23 protein-coding genes are annotated in these 22,417 nt (G+C 68.0%); 13 read left to right on the top strand and 10 right to left on the bottom strand.

The window, feature by feature from the left end; genetic code table 11:
* Positions 1-55 precede the first annotated feature (55 nt).
* Positions 56-2,032 (top strand): S9 family peptidase, encoded by a 1,977-nt coding sequence (locus tag AC6BOR_RS05645; protein ID WP_498060216.1) that lies wholly within the window; start codon positions 56-58, stop codon positions 2,030-2,032.
* On the opposite strand, the gene AC6BOR_RS05640 is transcribed toward AC6BOR_RS05645, so the two are convergent.
* Positions 2,033-2,836, bottom strand: coding sequence for a LytTR family DNA-binding domain-containing protein (locus tag AC6BOR_RS05640; protein WP_498060215.1), 804 nt, complete (start codon positions 2,834-2,836; stop codon positions 2,033-2,035).
* A 153-nt stretch (positions 2,837-2,989) separates the two neighbouring features.
* On the opposite strand from AC6BOR_RS05640, the gene AC6BOR_RS05635 reads away from it, so the two are divergent.
* Together AC6BOR_RS05635 and AC6BOR_RS05630 are read left to right on the top strand one after the other, a co-directional pair.
* Positions 2,990-3,418, top strand: coding sequence for a DUF2141 domain-containing protein (locus AC6BOR_RS05635; RefSeq protein WP_498060214.1), 429 nt, complete (start codon positions 2,990-2,992; stop codon positions 3,416-3,418).
* A 14-nt stretch (positions 3,419-3,432) separates the two neighbouring features.
* Entirely contained in the window at positions 3,433-4,872 is a 1,440-nt protein-coding gene (locus tag AC6BOR_RS05630; RefSeq protein ID WP_498060213.1) for a carotenoid oxygenase family protein, read from the top strand.
* Positions 4,873-4,893: 21 nt separating this feature from the next.
* Here the strand turns inward: AC6BOR_RS05630 and AC6BOR_RS05625 are convergent, their stop codons facing one another.
* The 3 genes from AC6BOR_RS05625 to AC6BOR_RS05615 form a co-directional block, all read right to left on the bottom strand.
* A complete protein-coding gene (locus tag AC6BOR_RS05625; protein ID WP_498060615.1) occupies positions 4,894-6,393 on the bottom strand; it encodes a TolC family outer membrane protein in 1,500 nt (499 codons plus the stop codon).
* A gap of 125 nt (positions 6,394-6,518) precedes the next feature.
* A complete protein-coding gene (locus AC6BOR_RS05620; RefSeq protein ID WP_498060212.1) occupies positions 6,519-7,412 on the bottom strand; it encodes a c-type cytochrome in 894 nt (297 codons plus the stop codon).
* A 1-nt stretch (position 7,413) separates the two neighbouring features.
* Positions 7,414-7,854: a c-type cytochrome gene (locus AC6BOR_RS05615; protein ID WP_498060211.1), complete on the bottom strand. Its 441-nt coding sequence runs from the start codon at positions 7,852-7,854 to the stop codon at positions 7,414-7,416.
* 153 nt (positions 7,855-8,007) lie between these two features.
* Between AC6BOR_RS05615 and AC6BOR_RS05610 the strand changes: the two genes are divergently transcribed.
* Complete coding sequence (locus AC6BOR_RS05610) at positions 8,008-10,089, top strand: S9 family peptidase (protein ID WP_498060210.1); 2,082 nt, start codon at positions 8,008-8,010, stop codon at positions 10,087-10,089.
* Positions 10,090-10,101: 12 nt separating this feature from the next.
* Here AC6BOR_RS05610 and thrS read toward each other — a convergent pair whose 3' ends face one another.
* Entirely contained in the window at positions 10,102-12,102 is a 2,001-nt protein-coding gene (thrS, locus tag AC6BOR_RS05605; protein WP_498060209.1) for a threonine--tRNA ligase, read from the bottom strand.
* A gap of 138 nt (positions 12,103-12,240) precedes the next feature.
* Between thrS and AC6BOR_RS05600 the strand changes: the two genes are divergently transcribed.
* From AC6BOR_RS05600 to AC6BOR_RS05565, 8 genes are all read left to right on the top strand, one after another.
* Entirely contained in the window at positions 12,241-13,275 is a 1,035-nt protein-coding gene (locus AC6BOR_RS05600) for a M48 family metallopeptidase (RefSeq protein WP_498060208.1), read from the top strand.
* A gap of 126 nt (positions 13,276-13,401) precedes the next feature.
* Complete coding sequence (locus AC6BOR_RS05595) at positions 13,402-14,058, top strand: hypothetical protein (protein WP_498060207.1); 657 nt, start codon at positions 13,402-13,404, stop codon at positions 14,056-14,058.
* Between the two features lie 41 nt (positions 14,059-14,099).
* A complete protein-coding gene (locus AC6BOR_RS05590) occupies positions 14,100-14,834 on the top strand; it encodes an alpha/beta hydrolase (protein ID WP_498060206.1) in 735 nt (244 codons plus the stop codon).
* Positions 14,831-15,631, top strand: a complete 801-nt coding sequence (locus AC6BOR_RS05585) for a hypothetical protein (RefSeq protein WP_498060205.1) — start codon at positions 14,831-14,833, stop codon at positions 15,629-15,631. Before AC6BOR_RS05590 ends, AC6BOR_RS05585 begins: the two co-directional genes overlap by 4 nt.
* On the top strand, positions 15,631-16,065 hold the full coding sequence (locus AC6BOR_RS05580) for an acyl-CoA thioesterase (RefSeq protein WP_498060204.1): 435 nt from the start codon (positions 15,631-15,633) through the stop codon (positions 16,063-16,065). The genes AC6BOR_RS05585 and AC6BOR_RS05580 overlap by 1 nt, the downstream gene beginning before the upstream one ends.
* Positions 16,062-16,478: a VOC family protein gene (locus tag AC6BOR_RS05575; protein WP_498060203.1), complete on the top strand. Its 417-nt coding sequence runs from the start codon at positions 16,062-16,064 to the stop codon at positions 16,476-16,478. The genes AC6BOR_RS05580 and AC6BOR_RS05575 overlap by 4 nt, the downstream gene beginning before the upstream one ends.
* A 1-nt stretch (position 16,479) precedes the next feature.
* Positions 16,480-17,202 carry a hydroxyacylglutathione hydrolase gene (gene gloB, locus AC6BOR_RS05570; protein ID WP_498060202.1) on the top strand — a complete coding sequence of 241 codons (723 nt, stop codon included), beginning with the start codon at positions 16,480-16,482 and terminating at the stop codon, positions 17,200-17,202.
* 39 nt (positions 17,203-17,241) lie between these two features.
* On the top strand, positions 17,242-17,637 hold the full coding sequence (locus AC6BOR_RS05565) for a hypothetical protein (RefSeq protein ID WP_498060201.1): 396 nt from the start codon (positions 17,242-17,244) through the stop codon (positions 17,635-17,637).
* 7 nt (positions 17,638-17,644) lie between these two features.
* Here the strand turns inward: AC6BOR_RS05565 and AC6BOR_RS05560 are convergent, their stop codons facing one another.
* From AC6BOR_RS05560 to rsmI, 5 genes are read right to left on the bottom strand one after another with little or no spacing between them, the layout of a single operon-like run.
* Positions 17,645-18,082 (bottom strand): ArsI/CadI family heavy metal resistance metalloenzyme, encoded by a 438-nt coding sequence (locus AC6BOR_RS05560; RefSeq protein WP_498060200.1) that lies wholly within the window; start codon positions 18,080-18,082, stop codon positions 17,645-17,647.
* A 1-nt stretch (position 18,083) separates the two neighbouring features.
* Positions 18,084-19,055 (bottom strand): glutathione synthase, encoded by a 972-nt coding sequence (gene gshB / locus AC6BOR_RS05555; RefSeq protein ID WP_498060199.1) that lies wholly within the window; start codon positions 19,053-19,055, stop codon positions 18,084-18,086.
* Positions 19,056-19,070: 15 nt separating this feature from the next.
* A complete protein-coding gene (locus AC6BOR_RS05550; protein ID WP_498060198.1) occupies positions 19,071-19,868 on the bottom strand; it encodes a transglutaminase family protein in 798 nt (265 codons plus the stop codon).
* Positions 19,868-20,224: a YraN family protein gene (locus AC6BOR_RS05545; RefSeq protein WP_498060197.1), complete on the bottom strand. Its 357-nt coding sequence runs from the start codon at positions 20,222-20,224 to the stop codon at positions 19,868-19,870. Before AC6BOR_RS05545 ends, AC6BOR_RS05550 begins: the two co-directional genes overlap by 1 nt.
* On the bottom strand, positions 20,217-21,080 hold the full coding sequence (gene rsmI, locus AC6BOR_RS05540; protein ID WP_498060196.1) for a 16S rRNA (cytidine(1402)-2'-O)-methyltransferase: 864 nt from the start codon (positions 21,078-21,080) through the stop codon (positions 20,217-20,219). The genes AC6BOR_RS05545 and rsmI overlap by 8 nt, the downstream gene beginning before the upstream one ends.
* Here rsmI and AC6BOR_RS05535 point away from each other — a divergent pair.
* Positions 21,075-22,328 (top strand): penicillin-binding protein activator, encoded by a 1,254-nt coding sequence (locus tag AC6BOR_RS05535; RefSeq protein ID WP_498060195.1) that lies wholly within the window; start codon positions 21,075-21,077, stop codon positions 22,326-22,328. The genes rsmI and AC6BOR_RS05535 overlap by 6 nt on opposite strands.
* Positions 22,329-22,417 lie beyond the last annotated feature (89 nt).

Genomic DNA, 22,417 nt, shown 5'->3' with positions numbered 1-22,417 from the left:
GCCATTAGCCTTGACCGGCTGGGCAGGCCTGGGCCTGCGACCGAGGGGGAAGCGCATGCGGATGATGTTTGCAACGGGCGCCGCGCTGGGCGCGCTGGCGCTGGCGGCGCCGGTGGTGGCGCGGCCGGTTTCGACCGAGGATCTGCCGAAGATCGTGCGCATCAGCGACCCGCAGGCATCGCCCGATGGCAGATCGGTGCAGACCATGATCAGCCGCGCCAATCTGAAGGACAATCGCTGGGATGGCGAGCTGACCCTGATCGATGTGGCGACAAAGGCCGCCCGCGTGATCAGCCGCCGCGCCGGGGTGGGCAGTGCGCGCTGGTCGCCCGATGGCCGCAGCATCGCCTTTCTGGCCCAGGATGCCAATGGCCGCGCGCAGGTGCACGTGCTCGACATGGCGGGCGGTGACGCGCGGGCGCTGACCAGCGGCAAGACGCCGGTGGTGCAATTCGCCTGGAGCCCGGACGGCACGCGCCTGGCCTTTGCCGCCGCCGACGAGGAGCCGGAGAAGACCGGGGAAGCGAAGTTTGAAGACGCGTTCGAGGTGGGCAATCACAGTTATCTCGATCGCAGCGCCCGCAAGCCCATCCATATCTGGACGGTTGGGCTGGCCGATGGCGTGGCCAGGCGCGTGACGAGCGGGCCGCGCTCACTGCCGCTCGGCCTGCCGCCCAATGGCCCGCCCAGCCAGCTGAACTGGACGGCTGATGGCAAGGCGATCATCTTCGTTCAGGCCGAAACGCCGGCCACCGGCGATGCCGACAGCAGCCGGCTGATGCGCGCCGAGGTGGCGACGGGCACGGTGGCCCCGCTCGTGCCAACACCGGCCAGCGTGCGCGTGCCGATCCTGTCGCCCGATGGCCGCAGCCTGGCCTTTGGCACCGCGCGCGATGGCCAGCCGGCGCACCAGGCCCGTGTGATGATCGCGCCCGCGGCCGGTGGTCCCCCGCGCGATGCCGCGCCCGATCTGGACGTGGCGGTGGAGCCGCTGGGCTGGCTGCCCGACAGCCAGACCCTGCTGCTGGCTGGCACCGATGGCACCATGAACGGCCTGTGGCTGGCCAGGGATGGCAAGGCGACCCGTGTTGATCTGGGTGGGCTGGATCCGGCTGATGCCGAGATCGCCAGCGATGGCAGCATCATCTTCACCGCAGCCACGGCTTCGCGCCCGCTGGAACTCTATCGCCTCGCCCTCGGCGGCAAGCCGGAGGCGCTGACCAACCTGCAGACCGCGATGGATGATGTGACCCCCGGCCGGCAGGAGACCATCACGTGGAAAAGCGATGGCTATACCGCTGATGGGGTCATCACCTATCCGCCCGATTACCAGCCGGGGCAGAAGCGGCCGCTGGTCCTCTATATCCACGGCGGGCCGGTGGCGGCATCGCGGCAGAGCTTTTCGATGGCGGCCCAGATATTGGCGGCCCAGGGCTGGATCGTGCTGGAGCCCAATTATCGCGGCAGCAACAACCGCGGGCACCGGTTCCAGCATGCGATCCTGGGCGATGCCGTCGCCGGGCCGGGGCGTGACATCATGGCCGGCGTGTTGGCATTGAAGCAGCGCGGCCTGATCGACGAGACGCGCATGGCGGTGACCGGCTGGTCCTACGGCGGGATGATGACCAGCTGGCTGATCGGCGCCTACCCCAAGGCGTGGAAGGCGGCGGTGGCCGGCGCGCCGGTGACCGACATTCTTGATCAATATACCACGGCCGACAGCAACCGCATCCGGGCCGGCCAATATGGCCCGTCGCCCTTTGTGGGCGACAATATGGCCAGTTACAGCCGGCAATCGCCGATCTTCCAGGCCTGGAAGGCGCGGGCGCCCACGCTGATCATGGCCGATGTCGGCGATTGGCGGGTGACGATCCCGCAAGCCTACAAACTCTATCGCGCCCTGTCGGACAACAAGGTGGAGGTGAAATTCATCGCCTATCCGGTGCCGGGCCATTCGCCGGCCGATCCGATCCGCAGCCGCGACGTGTGGCGGCGCTGGGTGGATTGGCTGAAGCCGCGGTTGGCCCGCTGATCACAGCCAGCCGGCCGCTGCCAGCCGGGCGCGTTCGGCGCGGCTGACGGGGGCTGCGAGGCCGGTTTCGAGGGTGAGGAACAGCCGGTCGCCATCGCGGCTGGTGCCAGTGACGGCGGCGCGGGACACCCACCAGCTGCGGTGCACCCGCGCGCCGGGCACTTCGGCCAGCAGCGCCACGGCATCGGCCATGCGCATCAGCACCAGATCATTGCCAAGATCGGTGTGGACCCTAAGATAATGATCCTCTGCCGCCAGCGCCAGCAGCCGGCCGGCACGCAGTCGGGCCGGCAAGCGTTCGGCCAGCGCCGCCGGCATGGTGACGGGCGGCGGTGCTGCGGGCGGCGCCAGCGGCGGTTCCGGTTCGGCGGTGGGGGGCGCCACCTGTGGCGCCGTGCTCATGTTGAGGATCGTCATCACCAGCGACACCGGGAACACCGCCGTGAAAAAGCCGGCCAATGTTGCCGGCGTGATCGGAAACTGGCCAAAGCAGAGCACGCTGGCCACCACCACGATGAAGGTGAGCGGCAGTGAGATCAGCAGCGCTGCGAAGGCCATTTCCAGCCAGTACCAGCGCGCCAGCCGGCCCCAGGCCTGCACGGCTGCGGTGATCAGCAGGCCCAGCAGCGATCCGGCCATGACCACGCTGAACCAGTAACCGACCCGGGGGAGGAGGGCGATCTGATCGGTGCGGAAGGCGCCGGTGAAGGCCAGCACCAGCGACGCGGCGACGCCGATCACCAGCCCGCGCTGCACACGTGGGCGCAGGTTGGGGCGCAGGTTGGGGCGCAGCCTGGGGTGCAAACGGTCTGCAATTGGCGAAGCGTGAACGGCGGCAGGCGTCCCTTCACGAACTGGCGGCGTCATCCTGCGCATCTCCCGGCGACATCAGCGGCTTAGCCAGCCACCACTGGCCACGCAACCGGGCAAAACGCCCTTCACCCACAGGAGACCGCCATGACCTTGAACCGCCTGCTCACCGCCGCCCTGCTGGCGCTGGCTGCACCCGCCGCGGCCGAGGGCCCGGCCACACTGACCGTGACCTTCACGGTGACCGATGCCCCCACCGGTCAGATCATGCTGAGCCTGTATGACAATGAGGCGGCGCATGACCGTGGCGGCAAGCCGGTGGCGCAGGCGGCGGTACCGGTGCAGCAGGGCCAGGCGGTGGCGACCTTCCCCGGCCTGGCCCCCGGCCGTTACGCCATCAAGGCATTTCACGACATTGATGGCGACGGCAAGATGGGCATGACGCCGTTCGGCATGCCGACCGAGCCCTTTGCCTTTTCCAACAACGCCCCGGCCGTGGCCGGCCCGGCAGCCTGGGCGGCAAGCAGTTTTGCGGTTGATGGCCCCGCCGCCGCCGCCAGCATCACCATTCGGTGAAAGGCCGTCCAGCCATGACCGCGCTTGACCGTCGTGAATTGTTCAGCCGCGCTTTGGCTGCCGGGCTGGGCGCCAGCCTGCCCGCCGAAGCGCTCGCCGCTGGCCTGGCCGCTGCCGCCCAGCCACAATGGGCGCTGGCGCTGGGCGATGTGGAGGCCGACATTGCCCCGCGTGGCCTGACCCGGCTGCACGGGCGGCTGCCCGCTGATCTAAGGGGCACATTGTATCGCAACGGGCCGGCGCTATTCCGGCGCGGCGACACGGCGGTGAACCACTGGTTTGATGGCGATGGCCTGGTGCGGGCCTATCTCCTGGGGGATGGCGCCGTGCGGCTGCAGGCGCGCTTTGTCGACACGCCCAAGCGCCGGATCGAGACCGCGGCCGGCCGCATCGTGCAGCCGGGCTTTGCAACGCCGGCCCGGCCCGGCGCCCAGGTCGGCAGTGCGGACGATACCAACGCCGCCAACACCCATGTGATCGCCGCCGGCGGCCGGTTGCTGGCGCTGTGGGAGGCCGGATCGGCCACCGCCATGGACATGGCAACACTGGCAACAATCGGCCCGGTGGTGTTCCGCCCCGATCTGAAGGGCATGCCTTTCCTAGCGCATCCCAAGGTGGAGGCATCGGGGCGCATCTGGAACATCGGCCTGTCGGGCAAATATGCCTATGTCTATCGCCTGTCGGCCGCCGGCACGCTGGAGGCCGGGCAACTGATCAGCTTGCCCGCTTCTTCCTACATGCACGACTTCACCATGACGGCGCGGCACCTGATCATCGTGCTGCAGCCATGGCTGCACGAGAAGGCCAGCCTGCCCTTTGCCAGCGGCATGGTGTGGCGGCCGGAACAGGGCACGCGCGTGCTGGTGATCGACAAGGATGATCTGACACGGCAGCGGCTGTTCGAGCTGCCGGCGCTGTTCTTCTTCCACCTGGGCGATGGCTGGGAAGAAGCGGATGGCACCATCCATTTCGATGGCGCCTTTGATGAAACCCCGCTGTTTGCCATCGAGGGCGCCCCGGCGCTGGTGGAGGGGCGTTATCCGCGCAGCGAGCGGCCGATGCTGCGGCTGGTGAGCCTGCACCCCGATGGCCGGGCCCACCTGCGCAATGCCGCCATCACGGCGGAATTTCCGCGCCATCCCGTCGGGCATGATGGCCCCCGCCCGACATTTCATGTTGGCGGCTATCAGCCCGGCCGGCCGTTTGCGCGCAGCATCGGCCAGTGGGATTGGCAGGCCGGGCGCGGCCAGGCCCATGATTTCGGGGCCCACCAGATTGTCGAGGAATTCGTGCCCGCCGGGCGCTGGCTGATCGGCACCACCATCAACCTCAAGGCGCGGGCGACCGAACTGCACGTGCTGCGCGCCGATCGCTTGACCGATGGCCCGGTGGCCAGCTTTCGCGCCGATGTGGCGCTGCCGCACAGTTTCCACGGCAGCTGGGTGGCGGCCTGAGGTCAGGCCGCCAGCGCAGGCTTATTGCGGGCCAACCACCTCGCTGGCGCTTTGCGCCGGGGTGGTGACCGTGCGGGTGGAGCGGATCATCGGTGTGTCGCGGCCCGACCAGTCGAGGAAATCCCCCTTCACGCGGCGATAATTGTCCTTGCTGTCATACAGCTTGACGCCCTCGAGGTTGAGATCGCGGGCTTCAGCGCTGCCGATGGCGGCGAGCAGGGTGAAGCCGGCGACATAGGCGTTGCGGCGGGCAGTGGCCAGGATCACCTTGGCGTTGATCAGTTCCTGTTCGGCGTTCAGCACTTCGATGATGGTGCGGTTGCCCACGCTGTTTTCCGCCCGCACGCCTTCGAGGGAGAGGCTGTTGGCGGCGATGGCGGCTTCGGCCGATTTGATCACATCCAGGCTGGCGCGATAGCTGGCAAAGGCGGCGCGCACCTGTTGGATGACCTGGCGTTCGGTGGCGATCTGGTTTTCCATCGCGGCGGTCTTGCGGGCCTGGGCCTGGCGGATCTGCGCCGATGGCCGGCCACCCTGATAGAGCGGCAAGGTGAGCTGGCCGCCAATCACGCCCGATTCCTGGGTGGACGGGATGTTGATCGGGATCTGCGCACGCGCCCCGTTGAAGTTGTCGGTGCGGTTCAGGGTGCCAAAAGCGTTCAGGCGCGGCAGCCGGCCGGCGCGGGCGCCCTTCACGTCATAACCGGCGGCTTCGCTGTTCTTGGTGGCCGCGGCGATGTCGGGATTTTCCTTGATGGCGATTTCCACCGCCTCATCCACGCTGGCGGGCAGGCCGGGCAGCGGCGGCGGCGGCGTCAGCTCGCTCGGCGCCTCGCCGACCTGCTGGATATAGCGTTCCTTGGAGCCGATGAGATTGGCCTCGGCGTTGCGGAGATCGGCCTGGGCCTGCGCCAGCCGCGCTTCGGACTGGGCGACATCGGTGCGGGTGAGATCGCCCACCTCGAACCGGTCGCGCGTGGCGCGCAGGTTGGTTTCCAGCGTCTTCACGTTGGCGCGGTTGAATTCGACGATCTGGCTGTCGCGCAGCACGTCATTGTAGGCAGCGACCACCTGGCTGAACACGCTGGCCTCGGTGGCGCGCAGCGTTTCCTCGCCGGCCGCCACGCGGGCATCGGCAGCCTTCATGCCGAACTTGACCAGGCCACCCTGATAGATCGGCACCGAAACCTGCACCTGGGTCTGCAGCGTGCGGGGGATGATGACGAACTGGCCGCCGGGGATCAGCACGTTTTCATTGAAGGTGGAATTGAGCGTGGCCGAAGGCAGGCCGGCAGCGCGCTGCAGGGAATAATTCTCGTCCGTCGCCATCTGGTTGGCGCGGGCGGCATTCAGTGTCGGGTTGGTTTCATAGGCCTTGGCCAGGGCCTGGTTCAGCGTATCGGCATGCGCGGCGGTGCCGGCAAGCGCCGAGGCGGCCAGCAGGGCGGTGATTGCCAGTTTGTGAGCGGCGGCACGGCGTTGGCGAACTGCCCCGGGGCCAAGCGTCTGCATTTCAAACATGTCCTTCATTCAGTCCGTCCGCTGTCGCGGCCGTCTGGCGCCCCCTTGGCACTGCCATATAGAGACAAGACAGCGGCCGGCCAAGGGGTGCACCCGATAAATTTGAGTAACGACCAAATTGCCCATCATTTGCTGGCGGGCAAGGCCTTGAGATAGGCGGCAATGGCGGCCCGGTCGGCATCCGTCAATTGCGCCATGTTGGCCTGTACCTCCACCATCGATCCGCCAACGCTGTCATAATCGGGGGTGAAGCCGGTTTTCAGATAATCGGCGATCTCCCCCGCGCTCCAGCTGAGCGCGTGCGGCGTCAGGCCGGGCACCTTGCCTTTCCCTTCGGCATCGGGGCCACCGGCCAGCCAGCGCGCGCGGTCGCTGCCGCCAAAACGGTCACGCGGGGTGTGGCATTCGCCGCAGTGGCCGGGCCCTTCCACCAGATATTGGCCTGCGCGTGCCTCCGCCGATGCGTTTGCGGGCAGGGGCACAACCGGGTCGGCGTTCAGATACAGGCGCTTCCACAGGCCGATGCCGCGCCGGATGCTGTAGGGAAAGGCCACATCGCTTGCCGGGGCTTTGCCGGCCACGGCGGGCAGGGTTTTCAGATAGGCAAACAGATCGGCCACATCGCCGGGCCGCATCCGGGCATAGCTGGTGTAGGGAAAGGCCGGATAATAATGGCGGCCATCCGGCGCCATGCCGCGCCGCATCGCATTGTCGAACTGCGCCAGCGTCCAGCCGCCGATGCCATCGCGGCCGGGCGAGATGTTGGGCGGCTGAAAGCGGCCGAACGGTGTGTCGAGTGGCGCGCCGCCGCCCAGCACCAGCCTCGCTGCCCCCTTGGCTCCCTTGCCGGCGTGGCACGACGCGCAGCCACCGGCATTGAAGATGCGGGCCCCGGCGGCGGCATTGCCGGGGCCTTGCGCCACGTCTTCAGCGGCCAGCGGTTGCGGCGCGGTGAGCATCCACGCCGCCATGGCGATCAGGGTTGCAGCCCCGATCAGGGCAGCGTGGCGCCGGCGCATCTCAACCCTTCTTGATGCGGAACGCCTCGTGGCAGCTCTTGCAGTTGGCGGTGACCATGCCGAACGCCTTGCCCAGCGCGGCGGCATCGGCCGGCTTCAGCGCAGCGGCCGCAGCGGTATCGGCTTCAAACTTGGCCACGGCGGCCTTCCAGTCGGCCGGCTTTGCCCAGATGGCAGGCGCCGCTTCGGTTTCGGCACCCTTGTCACTGCCGGCGGGGAACAGCTTGCCAAACGCCTTGGCGCCGCTGGCATAATTGCCCAGGATCTTGTTGGCGGCGGCGGCATCGAAGGGGGTGACGCCCTTCAGCATTTCGCCCAGCGCCTTGGTGTCGCGGCCATTGCCCTTCATGATCGCCTGGCGATCCTCGATCGGGCCGGCGTTCACGGCGGTGGGCAGGATCACGGTGGCTGCAACGGCAGCGGCAATGATGGTGCGCAGCATCAGATTGTCCTTCTCCAGGGCCTTTACGGCGGAGGCGCAACATAGCCCCCGTGCCCCGCCGCTGCCAATGGTGCAAATGGCGCGGGGCCTTGGCCGGGATTGTGTTTGGCCGGGCATGCGGCATGATTGGCGTCAGAGACGAAGGGGTTATCGATGCGGAACATGCTGATCGCGGGCGCGATGCTGATGGCAGGGGCGGCGGCAGGCGCGGCCCCGATGCAGCTGGCCGATGCCATGGCCTATCCCTTCACATCGGGGCTGGTGGCCAGCGCCGATGGCAAGCGCATCGCCTGGGTGCGTGAGGTGATGGGCGAACGCAACATCTGGGTGGCAACGGGCGCAGCCAGCCCGCCGCAGCGGATGACCGGGTTCAGCGGCGACGACGGGCAGGAATTGACCCAGCTCAGCTTCGCGCCCGATGGCCAGAGCCTGTTGTTCGTGCGCGGCGGTGACCATGACGGCAATTGGGCCGCCGCCGGCAATCTGGCCCCCAATCCGGCGGCCAGCGTGGACGAGCCCAAGGTGATGCTGTGGCGCGCCGATGCCGCCGGTGCCCGGGCGCTGGCCGAATGCGATGCGCCGGCGGTTTCGGCCAACGGCACCATCGCCTGCATCAAGGCCGGCCAGGTGTGGACGGTGCAGCCCGATGGCAGCGGCTTTGCCCGGCTGTTCTTCGATCGCGGCCGCGCCAGCGATCTGGCCTGGTCCCCCGATGGCAAGCGGCTGGCCTTTGTCTCGCGGCGCGAAGGCCATGCGCTGATCGGCGTCTATGCCGGGCCGGCGGCGCCCATCACCTATCTGCCGGCCAGCAGCGGCATCGATGGCACGCCGGTGTGGTCTCCCGATGGCACGCGCATTGCGTTTACCCGGCGCTGGGATGGGCTGGATGGCTATGGCCGGTTCCTCGATGCCAAGCCGCAGCCCTGGGCGATCATGGTGGCCGATGTCGCGGCCGGCACGGCGAAACAGGCCTGGGCCAGCGGCACCAGCCTGCGTGACAGTTTCCCCGATGTAGTGGGCGGCGCAAATCTCCACTGGGCGGCCGGTGACCGGCTGGTCTTCCTGTCGGCCGCAACCAACTGGCAGCAGCTCTATTCGGTGCCGGCCGCCGGCGGGCCGGCCACGCGGCTGACCGGCGATGGCTTCATGGTGGAGCATGTCAGCCTCAGCCCGGATGGCAGCACGCTCTATTATTCGGCCAACACCGGCGCCGACAGGGACGACGACACCCGCCGCCATGTGTTCAGCGTGAAGGTCGCCGGCGGCCCGGTGACGGCGGTGACCCGCGGCAACGGGCTGGAATGGACCCCGGCCGCCACCTACGATGGCGTGGCCCTGATCGCCGCCCGCGCCCGCGATGCCGGCGCCGTGCAATGGTGCGCGCCGCGCTGCGCCACCCTGGCCGGGCAGGCGGCGCCGTCCACTTTCGCCGGGCCGGCCTTGGTGGTGCCCGAAAAGGTCAGTTGGCAGGCGCCCGATGGCACCACCATCTTTGGCCAGCTGTTCCGCCCGGCCGGTGGCGGCCGGCACCCGGCGGTGGTGTTCGTGCACGGCGGGCCGCCGCGGCAGATGCTGCTGGGGTTCAGCTACATGCGTTATTACGCCAACGCCTATGCACTGAACCAGTATCTGGCGGCGCGCGGTTTTGTGGTGCTCAGCGTCAATTATCGGCTCGGCATCGGCTATGGCTGGGATTTCCAGCATCCCGCCGATGGCGGCCCGCGCGGCGCCGGTGAATATCAGGATGTGATTTCGGCGGCCCGCTGGCTGCAGGTTCGGCCCGATGTGGATGCAAGCCGCATCGGCATCTGGGGCGGCAGCTATGGCGGGCTGCTCACCGCGCAGGCGCTGGCGCGCAACAGCGATGTGTTCAAGGCCGGGGTGGATATCCACGGCGTGCACGACTGGTCGCGCAGCATGATCGAAACGCTGGGCGCCGGCATCACCAGCTCTGGCGACACCGAACGCGACCGGGCGCTGCGCACGGCATGGAAATCATCGCCGCTGGCCGATGTGGTGGGCTGGCACAGCCCGGTGCTGCTGATCCACGGCGATGATGACCGCAATGTGCGGATCAACCAGACCATCGCGCTCGCCGCCGCCCTGCGCGAACGGAACGTGCCGTTCGAGGAACTGGTGATCCCCAATGAGATCCACGATTTCCTGCGCCATGCCGGCTGGGCCAAGGTGAACGCCGCCACCGCCGAATTTCTGGAGCGGCAGTTGAAACCCTGATGCCCGGGCTGGTCAGCGCAGATCGGGCGGGGTGGCGTCGGCCCGGATCAGGGCGATGGCGTCGGTCAGTGGCATCACCTTCTGCTCGCCGCCCTTGAGGTTGCGCAGCGCCACCGTGCCTTCTTCCGCCTCGCGCCGGCCGACAACCAGCATGTAGGGCGCTTTTTGCAGGCTGTGTTCGCGCACCTTCAGGTTGATCTTCTCGTTCCTGAGGTCGCATTCCACCCGGATGCCGGCGGCCTTCAGCTGTTCGGCGACCTGGCCGGCATAGGCATCGGCGTCGGACACGATGGTGGCCACCACCGCCTGGCACGGTGCCAGCCAGGTCGGGAACCAGCCGGCGAAATGTTCGATCAGGATGCCGATGAAGCGTTCATAGCTGCCGAGGATCGCGCGGTGCAGCATGACCGGGCGGTGGCGGTTGCCATCCTCCCCCACGTAAGATGCATCGAGCCGTTCCGGCAGCACCGTGTCGGTCTGGATCGTGCCAACCTGCCAGGTGCGGCCGATGGCATCGGTGAGGTGGAATTCCAGCTTGGGCGCATAGAAGGCGCCTTCGCCGGGCAGTTCTTCCCAACCCCATTCCGGCGTGTTGCGCCCGGTGGCGGCCACGGCATCGCGCAGCGACTGTTCTGCCCAGTCCCACATCTCGTCGCTGCCGAAGCGCTTTTCCGGGCGCAGCGCCAGCTTGATGGCATAGGAAAAGCCGCCCAGATCCTTGTAGACGACGTCGAGCAGGTCGCAGAAGGCGGCGACTTCGGCCACCAGCTGGTCGGGCCGGCAGAAGATATGACCATCGTCCTGCGTGAACTGGCGCACCCGCATCAGGCCGTGCAGCGCGCCGTGCGGCTCGTTCCTGTGGCAGCAGCCCATTTCAGCCAGGCGCAGCGGCAGGTCGCGATAGGATTTGATGCCCTGGCGGAAGATCAGCACATGCGCCGGGCAGTTCATCGGCTTCAATGCCATCCACTGTGCATCGTTGGAGACGACCGGCCCCTCATCCTCGGTGTTGGGCACCTCGTCGGGGATGACGAACATATTCTCGCGATACTTGCCCCAGTGGCCGGATTGTTCCCACTGGCGCGCGTCCATGATTTGCGGCGTCTTCACCTCGTCATAACCGGCCGGATCGAGCCGGCGGCGCATATAGGCCTCGAGCGCGCGATAGATGACAAAGCCGCGCGGGTGCCAGAACACGCTGCCGTGCGCCTCTTCCTGCAGATGGAACAGGTCCATCTCGCGGCCCAGCTTGCGGTGGTCGCGCTTGGCGGCTTCCTCCAGCCGCGTCAGATGCGCGTCCAGCTGCTTCTTGTTGAGCCAGCCGGTGCCATAAATGCGGGACAGTTGCGGATTCTTGGGATCGCCGCGCCAATAGGCGCCCGACACGCGGGTCAGCTTGAAGGCCTGGGGGTCGAGCTTGCCGGTCGACGGCAGGTGCGGGCCGCGGCACATGTCGAGCCAGTCATCGCCCGACCAATAGACGCTCAGCTCCTCGTCATCGGGCAGGGCGGCGGCCCATTCGGCCTTGAATGCCTCCCCCTGTTGTTGCCAGCGGCTGACCAGCTGCGCCTTGGGCCAGACTTCGCGGCGCAACGGCTTGTCGGCGCGGATGATGGCGCGCATCGCCTCCTCGATCGCCGGCAGTTCCTCTTCGGTGAATGGCCCGCGTCCGGGGGCAGGGGCAAAATCATAATAAAAACCGTCGTCGGTCGACGGGCCAAAGGTGATCTGCGTGCCGGGAAACAGCGTCTGCACCGCTTCGGCCAGCACATGCGCAAAATCGTGGCGCGCCAGTTCCAGCGCGTCGGCCTCGTCCTTCGCCGTCACCAGCGCCAGGCGTGCGTTGGCGGTGATCGGGCGCGACAGGTCCACCAATTCGCCATCCAGCTTCGCCGCCAGCGCCGCCTTGGCCAGCCCCGGCCCGATGCTGGCCGCCACGTCTGCACCAGTGGTGCCGCGCGTCACCTGGCGCTCGGAACCATCGGGAAGCGTGAGGGTGATGAGATCGGACATGGTGGCCTTTGGTGGTGAATGCGCGCCGCACCAGTTGCGGTGCCACGCCGCTTAGCCAAAAACCGCGGCCGTCGCCACCCCTTGGTGCCGCCTGTGGCCGCAGCGGCTTGCATCGGCCGCCCGGGCTTGGCACTGAAGATGGCGATGCCAGCCCCGCCGCCCCGCCGTTCCGCCAAGCAGCGCCCCCTGAACGGGATGCTGGTGGCCGATGGCCGGCGCGAGGCGGTGGTGGTGACCGCGCATGACAAGCGGCTGGTGATCAATGTCGAATCCGATATCACCGCCATTCCGCTCGCCCGGGTGCGCCGTGATGATGGCCTGAATCTGCGCCGCACCGACCGTCGCGACTGGCAGGTGCGCTTTGACCAGACACCGCCGGCTGACAGTTGGGTGATGGACCTGCCGCTGCTGGCGCGGCCCAATCCGCTGCGCCGGGCCGTGCTGGCGGTCATCGCGCTGCTGGCTGTCATCGCCGGCCTGGCCTGGGCCAATCGGGAACAGGTGGCGGTGCTGGCCGCGCCGCTGCTGCCCCACCATGTCACCGATGCCATCGGCCGCACCTATCTGGCGCAGCTGGGCCCGCAATGCGATGGCGGGGCCGGCCATGCCGCGCTGACCCGGCTGACCGCGCGGCTGATGCCAAGCGATGGCCTGCCCGAACCGCTGAGCGTCACCGTGGTCGACAATCCGGAGGTCAACGCTGTTGCCCTGCCCGGCGGCCATGTCGCGCTCTATCGCGGCCTCATCGATCAGGCCCGCTCCCCCGACGAGGTGGCCGCGACGCTGGCGCATGAAATGGAGCATGTCGCCTATCAGCATGCCAACCAGGCCATATTGCTGGAAAGCGGGCCGGCGGTGGTGGCCCGCACGCTTGGGAGCGATGCCGGCGAGCTGGCTGACCTCACGCTGATGAAAAAGGGCAGCCAGGCTGCCGAGGCCGAAGCCGATGCCGGCGCCATCACCCTGCTGCAGGCCGCCGACATCACCACGCGCGGGGCGGAGGCGTTTTTTGCCCGCCTGGCCAAGGCCGGTGGCGGCTTTGGCACCAGCCACCCGAGCCCCGACAGCCGCGCCCGCCGCTTTGGCGATGCCGCCAAATGGGGTGCCGAGCCTGGCATGAGCGATGCCGACTGGCAGGCGCTGAAAGCCATCTGCCAGCCACCACAACGCTGAATTTTCTCGGGCTTTTCCCGCTTTGGCGGCCCGGCGTGTCGGATTTGTCCAATCCGCCCTGTGAAAATCTTGCTTAACGCTTTGTTATTGAAAATCAGCCGGGGGCAAGTCGTGCAAGTCTGGAAGGTGGCGGCCGCGTTGGCCGTGATGATGGCAGCGCCGGTGGCGGCCGAAGAAGTGCAGAATGGTGGCTTTGAAGCGCCGCCGATTGCCACCCTGCCGGGCAATCTGGGCAGCTATGCCTATCTCGGCGGCAGTGTTGGCCTGTGGAGCTTTGCCGGCGGCGCTGGCCTGATCAACGGCTACACCGCCTTCCCCTGGTTTGGCGGCAACCCGCCGCAGGGCTTTGGCGGCAGCCAATATGCCTTCCTGCAGAATGTCGGCAGCATCCAGCAGAGCTTTGTCGCCAGCGCCACCGGCCTGTTCACACCGGTCTGGCTGGAAGGGGCGCGGCCGGTGCTGAGCAGCAGCGCCGGCAACCAGACCTACACGGTGCATCTGGATGGCACGCTGCTCGGCACGTTCAACACGGTCAGCGGCCAGGCCTTCACCGCCCGGCAAGGCGCGGCCGTGCCGGTGGTGGCCGGCAATGCCTATCTGCTCAGCTTCACCGGCAGCGCATCGGGCGACAACACCGCCTTCATCGACAATGTCAGCGGCAGCATCGCCGCCGCACCCGGCGTGCCGGAACCGGATGGCTGGCTGCTGATGATGGGCGGTTTTGGCGGCATCGGCCTTCTGGCCCGCCGCCACCGCCGCGGCGCCCGCATCGTCACTGCCTGACCGCTTCCCCTGCCGCCGGGCTTGGCCTATGCCCTTGCGGCATGACCGGTCCCGACAATTTTTCCCGCCTGGGCGCCCCGCTGGCGCATCGTTTCGTGCCTGGCACCGGCCCGCTGATCGTCTTCCTGCCCGGTTACATGAGCGACATGACCGGATCGAAGGCGGTGGCGCTGGCCGATTGGGCGCGCGGGGAAGGCCGGGCCATGCTGCGGCTGGATTATTCCGGCTGCGGGGCCAGCGGCGGCGATTTCCTGGATGGCAGCATCGGCCGCTGGACGGATGATGCGCTGGCGCTGATCGATCATGTCTGGCCGCGGGGCAAGGTCGTGCTGGTCGGCTCCTCCATGGGCGGCTGGATCGCGCTGCTGGCCGGGCTGGCGCTGCAGGACCGGCTGGCCGGGCTGGTGGGCATTGCGGCGGCACCGGATTTCACCGTCTGGGGCCTGACGGTGGGGGAGGCGGAGCGGCGGCAGTTCGAAAGCCAGGGCTATTTCACCCGCCCGTCCGATTATGGCGAACCCTATCGTTATTCGCGCGCGCTGATCGCCGATGCGCCGGCCCGGCTGCTGCTCGATGGCCAGATCGGCATCACCGCGCCGGTGCGGCTGCTGCATGGCATGGCCGATGATGCGGTGCCCTGGCGCCTGTCGCTCGACATCGCGGCGCGCATCACTGGAGGCGATGTTCAGGTGCGGCTCATCAAGGATGGCGATCATCGCCTGTCGCGCGAAACCGATATCGCCATGCTGATCGCCACTGTGCAGGACTTGTTGTGAAACATCTGTTGCTTGTGGGCCTTGTTGTTGCCGCCCCGGCGCTGGCGGCCCCGTCTGACCCGACCCGCTATGCCGCCTGCATCCAGCTGGCGGGCAAGGACCCGGCCCGCGCGCTGCAGATGGCCCACGGCTGGCGGCTGGAGGGCGGCGGCGTGGCGGCGCGGCATTGCCTGGCTGTCGCCCAGATGCGCGCCGGCCACCACGAAGCGGCGCTGCAAAGCTATGAAGCGGCCGGCATCGCCAGCGAGGATGCCCATGATCCGCAGACGGTGCCGCTCTGGCGCCAAGCCGCCGAAGCCGCGATGATCGCCGGCAAGCCGGCCGATGCCCTGCGCTTCCTCACCCGCGCCCTGGCGCGGCCGGCCGGCAGCGAGCTGTCGCCCCGGGCCGAGGCGGATCTGCTCACCTTCCGGGCCGAGGTGCAGGTGGAACTGGGCCAGGCCGCCCCGGCCATGGCCGATCTCACCCGCGCCACCGAATTGTCGCCGGAATTCTTCATGCCCTGGCTGTTGAAGGCAACGCTGGCGCGGCGCAGCGGCGATCTGGCCACCGCCGAAACCGCGCTGGTGAAGGCCGCCGATCTGGCGCCGCAATCGGCCGATGTCGAGCTGGAGGCCGGCAATCTGGCGGCGGCCAAAGGCGACACCAAGCTGGCGCGCCAGGCGTGGGAGGCGGCGGCGGCCGACGGGCTGGGCACGCCGGCCGGGGCCGCGGCAACGGCGGCACTGGGCCGCATCGCGCCCGAACTGCCGGAAAAACCCCTGACGGGTGATGTGTCACCTGCTACACCGCGCTGATGGCCCGGTCTGATTTCAAATTCATGTGGCACCAGCGCGCCCGCTATGCCGAGGTGGACGCGCAGGCCGTGGTGTTCAACAGCCGCTATCTGGAATATTTCGATATCGGCATCACCGAATATTTCCGCGCCGTCGGCCTTTATCCCGAACCGCAGCTGAAGGGCGCGCCCGAACTGCATGTGGTCAAGGCGGAGGTGACCTATCATGCCCCCGTGCTGCTCGACGAGATGATGGCCATCGGCGTGCGTTGCGAGAAGATCGGCCGCACCTCCCTCACCTTCGCGTTTGAAATCCATGGCGAAGGCGGCGAGGATCTGCGCGCCAGCGGCATCGAGGTTTCGGTGCATGTCGATGAACCGCGCGGCCGGCCAACCCCGGTGCCGGATGCGGTGGTGGCGCTGTTTGAAGCCTATGAGGGCAGGGTGCTGAAATGAAATATCTCCACACCATGATCCGCGTGTCGGATGTGGCCGAAACCCTGCGCTTTTTCGAGCTGCTTGGCCTGAAGGAACTGCGCCGGTACGACAATGAGGCCGGGCGTTTCAGCCTGATCTTCCTCGCGGCCCCTGGCGATGAAAGCGCCCAGATCGAGCTGACCCACAATTGGGACGAGGCCGGCTACACCGGCGGGCGCAATTTCGGCCATGTCGCCTATGCCGTTGAAAATATCTATGAAAGCTGCCAGCGCCTGATGGATGGCGGGGTGGTGATCAACCGGCCGCCGCGCGATGGCCGCATGGCCTTTGTGAAATCGCCGGATGGAATTTCGGTCGAACTGCTGCAGGCCGGGCCCGCCCTGGCCCCGGCCGAACCCTGGGCTTCGATGCCCAATATCGGGAGCTGGTGACATGCTGGACGTGATTGGTGTGCCGGTGCTGAGCGACAATTATGTCTGGCTCGCGCATGATACGGACACCGGGGAAACGGCGGTGATTGATCCGGCCGTCGCCGGCCCGGTGCTGGAAGTGGCGACAGCGCGCGGCTGGAAGATCACCCAGATATTGAACACCCACTGGCACCCCGATCATGTGGGCGGCAACAGCGATATCGTGGCCGCCACGGGTGCCATCGTCACCGGGCCGAAGGGCGAAGCCGAGAAAATCCCGCATATCAGCCGCGCCGTGGCGGAAGGCGACGAGGTGCGCATCGGCAACCATGTTGGCCGGGTGATCGATTGCCCGGCGCACACCGCCGGCCACAATGCCTATGCCTTTGATGGCGCCCTGTTCTGTGGGGACACGCTATTTGCCATGGGCTGCGGGCGGCTGTTTGAAGGCACGGCCGCACAGATGCACAGCGCGCTGGCCAAGTTCATGGCGCTGCCGCCGCGCACGCTGGTCTATTGCGCGCACGAATATACGCAATCCAACGCCCGCTTTGCCGTGACAGTGGAGCCGGAGAACGAGGCCCTGCTGAAACGGGTGGAGGCGGTGGACCGGCTGCGCGCGCGCGGTGAACCCACCGTGCCGTTCAGCCTGGCGATGGAGGCGGCAACCAACCCGTTCGTGCGGGCCGGCAGTGTGGACGAACTCGCCCGCCGCCGCGCCGCGAAGGACAATTTCCGCGGCTGAGCATGTTCAGCCGCGATAAAGGGGGCGTGTGACACGGATATGGCCATGATCAGAACCGCGCTTTTCCCCGCCGCGCTGGTCGCGGCAATTGCCACGGCGGCTGTTGCCGACGAGCCACCGGCCAAGCCCGCCGTGCAGGATTGCCTGATCACCCGCAACATTCAGCAGAGCGAGATCGGCATCGACGATCATTATTATGCCCGGCTGCGCGACGGCAGCTGGTGGAAGAACAGCATGATGTGCCCGGCCTTGGCCCCGCGCCGGGCGCTGGTGCACAGCAGCCCCATTGGCAGCCAATGCCGTGGTGACATTGTTCAGGTGGTGGATTTCACCATGGGTGGGGTGAATTTCGGCGGCTGCGGCCTGGGCAATTGGGAACGCGTTGCCGGCCTGCCGGCCAAGCCGCCGAAAAAGACCGCAAAGAAAGGCGATTGATCGCCGCTCAGCAGCACCCGCCGCCGCCGGGATTGGGGGCCATGGCCGCCAGCGCATCCAGCGCCGGGCTGCTGCCATAGGTGCGGGCCTGTTCCATGGTGTGGAACGCTTCCCACACCACGCCTTGCGGATCGCTGGTCCAGCTTTTTTCAGACCGGGCGTAACAGCAGGTGGTTTCGCCCTCGGCCAGCACGGGGCGCGCGGCCGCGTTCAGCCGTCCGGTCACCTCGGCCAGTTCTTCGGGCGTTTCGGCCTGGATGCCCAGATGCTCGATGCCCGGCGCGGCATGGCCGTGGCTGATGGCAAAATTCACGCGCGGATCATCCAGCATCCACTTGGCATAATCATCGCGCACCAGCGTGGGTGGGCTGCCGAACAGGGCCGAATAAAAGGCGATGGATTCAGCCAGATCGGTGACGCCGACATGCACGTGCAAACGCTTCATCTCAATGGCTCCTGCCGGAACTGCGCGCGTCGAGCCGCGCCTTAATCGCATCCCAGATGCGCGCCGGGGTGTTGGTCCCATTGAACCGGTCGATGGCGCGGATGCCGGTGGGGGAGGTGACGTTGATTTCGGTGAGATGGCCGCCGATCACATCGATGCCGACAAAGATCAGCCCGCGCCGTTTCAGCTCCGGCCCCAGCCGGGCACAGATTTCCTGTTCGCGCGGAGTCAGTTCGGTGGGCTGGGCGCTGCCGCCGGCGGCGAGGTTGGAGCGGATTTCGCCCTTTTTCGGCAAGCGGTTGATTCCACCGGCCGGCTCGCCGTCCACCAGCACGATGCGCTTGTCGCCCTCGGCCACGCTGGGCAAAAAGGCCTGCACCATGAAGGGTTCGCGCCAGACGCTGCCGAACAATTCCACCAGCGCGGGCAGATTGCCGTCCTTCTCATCGATCAGGAACACCGCGGTGCCGGCATTGCCATAAAGCGGCTTGACCACGATGGCGCCGTGGCGGGCGCGGAAATCCATCGCCTCCGCAAGGCTTTTGGTCACCAGTGTCGGCGGCATCAGATCGGGAAAGCGCAGCACGAACAGTTTTTCCGGGGCGTTGCGCACCTCGGCCGGGTCGTTCACCACCAGCACCCGATCCTGGATCTGCTCCAGCAAATGGGTGGCGGTGATATAGCCCATGTCGAACGGCGGATCCTGGCGCATCAGCACCACATCCGCCTCTTCCGCCAGATCGACGGTGCGTGCCTCCCCCAGCCACTCGAAATGGGCGCCCGGCTGGTTGATCACCTTCAACGGCCGCGCCTTGGCCCGCACCCGGCCGTTTTCGGCCGAAAGATCGCCGGCCAGATAATGCACCAGCGTGGCGCCGCGCGCCTGGGCTTCCAGCATCAGGGCAAAGGTCGAATCACCACCGATGTTGATGGTTTCGATCGGGTCCATCTGAACCGCGACACGCAAGGTCATGGCTGTTGCTTTCTGTCAGCTGTCGGAACGGGCGAGGGCGGCGAGCATGGCGCGGATGCGCTGGATCATCGCCGGATCATGGGTGGTTTCCAGCATCGCGGTCAGGCTGGCGCGGGCGGCGGCCATGCGGCCGATGCGCTGTTCCAGCTGCGCCCGTTCCCACCACAGGGCAGACAGGCGGGGCGCGATCATCGTCATGCGTTCATACAGGGTCAGCGCGCGCAGCACCTGGCCCGACAGCCGTGCCCGGCTGGCCTGGTTAGAAATCAGCCGCACCAGCATCTGCCGGTTGCTCATCGGCGGAAAGCGGCCGGCAATGTCGCTGCTGCCGCCGCTGCGGGCGATATCGGCGGCCCGCGCCGACGACACCGTGGCGCCATGATCAAAGGGATCGATCAGCGCCGCCGATCCGCCGCCATGCACCGCCACCAGCACATGGCCGGGCAGGGCCAGCGCCTCGGCCCGCCAGCCCACCCGCCGGCACAACGCGACATAGAGGATCGACAGGCTGATCGGCAGGCCGCGCCCCCGCTCGGCCACCGCCACCAGATCGGCGTTCAACGGATTCTCATAATCCTGGGTGTCGCCCGACAGGCCGGCCTCGCCAGCGATCAGGCCAGCCAGGCGCAGGGCGCGGCCCTGGCCGGTGGCCGGCGCCGACTCGCGCTGCAGGCTGATCGCCCAGCCCTGAACCAGCCGGCGCAGGCGCGGCGCATCGGCGCGCGGCCGATCCGCCAGCGACAAGGCGATGCCGGCTTCGATCAGATCGATATCGGCATCATCCATCAGCCCGATTGTGGCCAGTTCCATCATCACTCGTCCCGCCAGATGCCGATCAGGTGCCGGGGCAGGGCCCACGGCCGGATCAGCACCGCATCATGCCGAATCGCGGCGCCCGGCCAGCCGAATCGGGGGCTGAGCCAGCGCGCCGCCGCCTGGCACCGCCGCTGCGCCGCAGGATGCAACGCCGCCAGCGCGGAGTCGAGCGTGGCCCGCGCCTTCACCTCCACAAACACCAGCGTGTCGGCGGTGCGCATCACCAGATCAATCTCGCCACCCGGCGTCTGCACGCGCCGGGCCAGCAGGCGATAGCCTTTGGCAATCAACCAGATGGCGGCAATCTGTTCGGCACGCCGGCCCCAACGCTCGCGCGCCCGGCGATCAGCCATGGCGGATGGCCAGGGCCCGGGCATAGACATCGCTGCGCGGCAGGCCCAGCGCTTCGGCCACCTGGCGGGCGGCGTCCTTGACGCTCAGGCTGGCCAGCGCGGTGCGCAGCGCCGAATCAATATCGGCAGCCTCCGGCGCGGCGGCTGGCAGCGGCGGGCCGACCAGCACCACCAGCTCGCCCTTGGGCGGCGCATCGACCCAGCGGGCGGCCAGTTCGGCCAGATCGCCGGTCACCATCTCCTCGAACCTCTTGGTCAGTTCGCGCCCGACCGCCGCCGGCCGGTTGCCCAGCCCGGCGAGTAGATCGGAAAGGCAGGCCGCCAGCCGCGGCCCCGATTCGTAAAAGGCCAGTGTGGCCGGCACGGCAGCCAGCTCGGCAATGGCGCTGGCTCTGGCGCCGGCCTTGGCGGGCAGGAAGCCGGCAAACAGGAAGCGATCGGTGGGCAGTCCGGAAATCGACAGGGCCGCGATCACGGCCGATGGGCCGGGCACGGTCACCACATTCACGCCAGCGGCGCGCGCATCGGCCACCAGCTTGTACCCCGGATCGGAAATCAGCGGCGTGCCGGCATCTGATACCAGCGCCACCGGCCCGGCGAGGGCATCGGCGATCAGGCTGGGTCGCACATGCGCGGCGACATGATCATGATAAGGCGTCAGCCGCGCCTTGATGCCGAAATGGTTGAGCAGCTTGCCCGTCACCCGCGTATCTTCGCAGGCAATCCGGCTGGCGCAGCGCAGCACCATCAGGGCGCGCGGGCTGATATCCCCCAGATTGCCGATCGGGGTGGCCACGATATAAAGGCCGGCAGGCAAGCTGGCATCAGCCGGCGGATGGGAACTGGAATCGTGCACCACAGCATCAAGAGCGTGAACCGGCGCGGCTGGCAAGCCTTGCGCGCCGCCAGCCTGGGCCTGGCCCTGCTGGTGGCGGCCTGCTCCACCCCCAAGAAGGCCGCTCCGGTGGTGGCCCCGCCGCCGCCGCCGGTGGTGGCGCCCAAGCCGGCGCCGCTGCCAGAGGCGCGGCTGAACAAGGTGGCGCTGCTGGTGCCGCTGTCGGGCGCCAATGCCGCGCTGGGCGAATCCATCGCCAACGCCGCCGCCATGGCCATGGCCGATCTCGGCAAGCCGCAGGTGCAGCTCGTCACCTATGACACCGCCGCCGGCGCCGGCGAGGCAGCGGCGCGGGCCATGGCCGATGGCGCCGGCCTCATCCTGGGGCCATTGCTGGGCAGCGAGGTGCCGGCGGTGCAGGCGGCGGTGGCCGGCCGGCCGGTGCCGATCCTGTCCTTCTCCAACGATGCGGCGGTGGCCGGCGGCAATGTGTTCGTGCTGGGCTTCCAGCCGGGCCAGGCGATTGCCCGCGTGGTCAGCTATGCCCGGATGCGCGGTGTGGAGCGCTTTGCCGCGCTGGTGCCGCAGGGCGTCTATGGCCAGCGTGCGCAACTGAGCTTTGTGAAGGCGGTCAATGATGCCGGCGGCCGCTCCACCGCCGTCGTGCCCTATACCCGCGAGCCGGCCAAGCTGCTGGCCGCCGCCCGCCTTGTCACCAATTATGATGCGCGGGTGCGGGCCAGCGGCAAGCCGATGATCCGCCCCGATGGCACGGTGGCGCGGGTGGCGGGCGCGCTGGCGCCGGTCCCGTTCCAGGCGCTGCTGGTGGCTGATTCTGGCGCGGCCACCGCACGCTTCCTGCAGCCGCTGTCGCGCTTTGGCGCCGGGCCGGGGCAGGTGGTGATCCTGGGCACCGAATTGTGGAACAACGAACCCGGCCTCGCCGCCGTGCCGGCGCTGAAGGGCGCGCTCTATGCCACTGTGCCCGATGCCCGCTTTAACAGCCTCGCTGCCCGTTATCGCGCCAAGCATGGCGGCAACCCCTCGCGTCTTGCCTCCTTGGGCTATGACGCGGTGCTGCTGGCGCACGGGCTGGCGGCCCGCTGGCCCTATGGCCAGGCCTTCCCGCGCGCCAGCCTGCTCGCCCGCGACGGCTTTTCCGGCATCGATGGCGCCTTCCGCTTTACCGCCAGCGGCGTCGTCGAGCGCGGGCTGGAGGTGGACCAACTCGGCACCGGCACCGTCTCGCCGGCGCCGGCGAGTTTCTGACCCACAAGATCCTCCCCCTGTGGGGGAGGTGCCGACCGCAGGGAGGCGGAGGGGGCCTGCAAGCGCGGTGCTTGCCGCCCCCTCCGCCC

It is taken from the genome of Sandarakinorhabdus sp. FBCC-B8862 (assembly GCF_059745315.1).
This window is presented reverse-complemented; position numbering and strand designations above follow the sequence as displayed.

Bases quoted from the DNA above. Each gene is read 5' to 3' on its own strand.
- AC6BOR_RS05645 (WP_498060216.1), top strand. From the start codon at position 56: ATGCGGATGATGTTTGCAACGGGCGCCGCGCTGGGCGCGCTGGCGCTG.
- AC6BOR_RS05635 (WP_498060214.1), top strand. From the start codon at position 2,990: ATGACCTTGAACCGCCTGCTCACCGCCGCCCTGCTGGCGCTGGCTGCA.
- AC6BOR_RS05630 (WP_498060213.1), top strand. From the start codon at position 3,433: ATGACCGCGCTTGACCGTCGTGAATTGTTCAGCCGCGCTTTGGCTGCC.
- AC6BOR_RS05625 (WP_498060615.1), bottom strand. From the start codon at position 6,393: ATGTTTGAAATGCAGACGCTTGGCCCCGGGGCAGTTCGCCAACGCCGT.
- AC6BOR_RS05620 (WP_498060212.1), bottom strand. From the start codon at position 7,412: ATGCGCCGGCGCCACGCTGCCCTGATCGGGGCTGCAACCCTGATCGCC.
- AC6BOR_RS05615 (WP_498060211.1), bottom strand. From the start codon at position 7,854: ATGCTGCGCACCATCATTGCCGCTGCCGTTGCAGCCACCGTGATCCTG.
- AC6BOR_RS05610 (WP_498060210.1), top strand. From the start codon at position 8,008: ATGCGGAACATGCTGATCGCGGGCGCGATGCTGATGGCAGGGGCGGCG.
- thrS (WP_498060209.1), bottom strand. From the start codon at position 12,102: ATGTCCGATCTCATCACCCTCACGCTTCCCGATGGTTCCGAGCGCCAG.
- AC6BOR_RS05600 (WP_498060208.1), top strand. From the start codon at position 12,241: ATGGCGATGCCAGCCCCGCCGCCCCGCCGTTCCGCCAAGCAGCGCCCC.
- AC6BOR_RS05590 (WP_498060206.1), top strand. From the start codon at position 14,100: ATGACCGGTCCCGACAATTTTTCCCGCCTGGGCGCCCCGCTGGCGCAT.
- AC6BOR_RS05580 (WP_498060204.1), top strand. From the start codon at position 15,631: ATGGCCCGGTCTGATTTCAAATTCATGTGGCACCAGCGCGCCCGCTAT.
- AC6BOR_RS05575 (WP_498060203.1), top strand. From the start codon at position 16,062: ATGAAATATCTCCACACCATGATCCGCGTGTCGGATGTGGCCGAAACC.
- gloB (WP_498060202.1), top strand. From the start codon at position 16,480: ATGCTGGACGTGATTGGTGTGCCGGTGCTGAGCGACAATTATGTCTGG.
- AC6BOR_RS05565 (WP_498060201.1), top strand. From the start codon at position 17,242: ATGGCCATGATCAGAACCGCGCTTTTCCCCGCCGCGCTGGTCGCGGCA.
- AC6BOR_RS05560 (WP_498060200.1), bottom strand. From the start codon at position 18,082: ATGAAGCGTTTGCACGTGCATGTCGGCGTCACCGATCTGGCTGAATCC.
- gshB (WP_498060199.1), bottom strand. From the start codon at position 19,055: ATGACCTTGCGTGTCGCGGTTCAGATGGACCCGATCGAAACCATCAAC.
- AC6BOR_RS05550 (WP_498060198.1), bottom strand. From the start codon at position 19,868: ATGATGGAACTGGCCACAATCGGGCTGATGGATGATGCCGATATCGAT.
- AC6BOR_RS05545 (WP_498060197.1), bottom strand. From the start codon at position 20,224: ATGGCTGATCGCCGGGCGCGCGAGCGTTGGGGCCGGCGTGCCGAACAG.